Below are 1,573 nucleotides of genomic sequence, written 5' to 3' on the forward strand. Positions count from 1 at the left end.
CTACGGCGCGCCCCTCTGTCCTGCCGGACATCTCCCCCAAAAGTGGGGAGATTGGCAGTTCCGCCGACAGCGCCTCTTTTACGAGGTTGGCGATTGGCGAAATCAAAGATGACGGCCGATCTCCCACCAATGGGGAGATGTCCGGCAGGACCAGAGGGGGCGCTGTCCCGCCAACCTTGCCTTGATTTCGAGCTCCATGCTCACTGCTTCTCCTCCCGGTGGGACTTCACATTTCCTACCGCCCCATTAGCAAAGCGACGATGAGCTGCTGCAGATTGCCGCGCGGGGCGAATTCTACCCGGTCGAAATCGCGGCTTGCCTGCCGCTGTGCCTGGGAGAGTTCGGCGAGCCGCCTGGTCATTTCGGTCCTGATCTTTTCGCACCCGGGATCGTCGGGGACGGACAGGCCGATGGTGGCCGTCTCGATCTTGCGGACCATATCGACGATGATGTCGCCATGCACCTTTTCGTGGGCGGCGAGGCCGGCGGCAAAAACGTCCCAACTTTTCTGCACGGCGGCCGGCACCGGCCCGGACGTTTTGGGCAAGGTGTAGGTTATGATGAGCTTCGGCCGCGCCGATACCAGCACGCAGGCATTGCCTTGTCGCTGATAGTCCCTGACCCAGGTCAGCTTGAAATTGGTGTAGGCCATGGCGCGGACCTTGCTTTTGCCGATCATCGGCCCCCGCTCGCCCATCGAGGCATGGAGCTGGGGACCGGTCTGCCCTGAAACGGCGTAGGTCTCGACCTTCTCGACCGGCTTCCATCCCGCCTGCGCCGGCGATGCCAGCAAACAGGCCAGGAGCAGAGACTTCAGAACGACTGTTTTCATGCGAATCCCCCGGGCCGATGGCTTTGGTGCGCTTGAGATCATCAACGCGTGGCAGGAATGCGGTCAAGGCGCCCTTGCCAAACTCGGCGTTCGCATTCGCGTCGAAAGAACCAATCGACGGCGATGCGCCGCAAACTCAATCCGCTTGGCGGGCCCGTTTTGAAATCTTCTTTCTCACTAATCTCTATCAACTTACTAGAGTTAAGCCACACAAGCGCTTTGCGAGGAGCCCAAATGTCGAAAAAGCTGGTGGTGGGGCTGTCAGGCAACCTGACCCGTCCGTCGAAGACCAAGGCGTTTATCAGCCACATCGTCGCGGAGGTGGCGAGCAGCACCGGTGCAGCCTCGACCGTTTTCGACCTAGAGGATCTCGGTCAGTCCTTCCCGCTGGCAAAGCGCATTGGCGATCTGGATCCGTTGGCCAGAAACATCATCGAGCGATTGCTGGGGGCCGATGTCCTGGTGGTTGGCTCGCCGACCTTCAAAGGCAGCTACACCGGGCTGTTCAAGCATTTCTTCGACCTGCTCGACCCGTCATCCCTGAGGGGAAAGCCGGTCATCCTTGCTGCGACGGGCGGCGGCGATCGTCATTCGCTGGTGGTCGAACATCAGCTGCGGCCGCTGTTCGGCTTCTTCGAGGCGCTGACCCTGCCGACCGCGATTTACGCCTCCGACAAGGACTTCGCCAACGGCGTGCTGGTGTCCGAAGCCATCCATGCTCGCGCCAGGCAAGCGGTCGCC

Annotated in this window: 2 protein-coding genes; one reads left to right on the forward strand and one right to left on the reverse strand. The window is 61.1% G+C overall.

Going from position 1 to position 1,573, the window contains the following annotated elements; genetic code table 11:
• Nucleotides 1–235 precede the first annotated feature (235 nt).
• Nucleotides 236–832 (reverse strand): DUF922 domain-containing protein, encoded by a 597-nt coding sequence (locus EOA86_RS33980; RefSeq protein WP_065008643.1) that lies wholly within the window; start codon nt 830–832, stop codon nt 236–238.
• Nucleotides 833–1,066: 234 nt separating this feature from the next.
• On the opposite strand from EOA86_RS33980, the gene msuE reads away from it, so the two are divergent.
• A partial coding sequence (gene msuE / locus EOA86_RS33985) for an FMN reductase (protein ID WP_128345538.1) occupies nt 1,067–1,573 on the forward strand: 507 nt, incomplete at its 3' end.

This window comes from Mesorhizobium sp. M5C.F.Ca.IN.020.32.2.1 (assembly GCF_004023105.1).
In the GTDB taxonomy this organism is placed as follows: domain Bacteria; phylum Pseudomonadota; class Alphaproteobacteria; order Rhizobiales; family Rhizobiaceae; genus Mesorhizobium; species Mesorhizobium wenxiniae.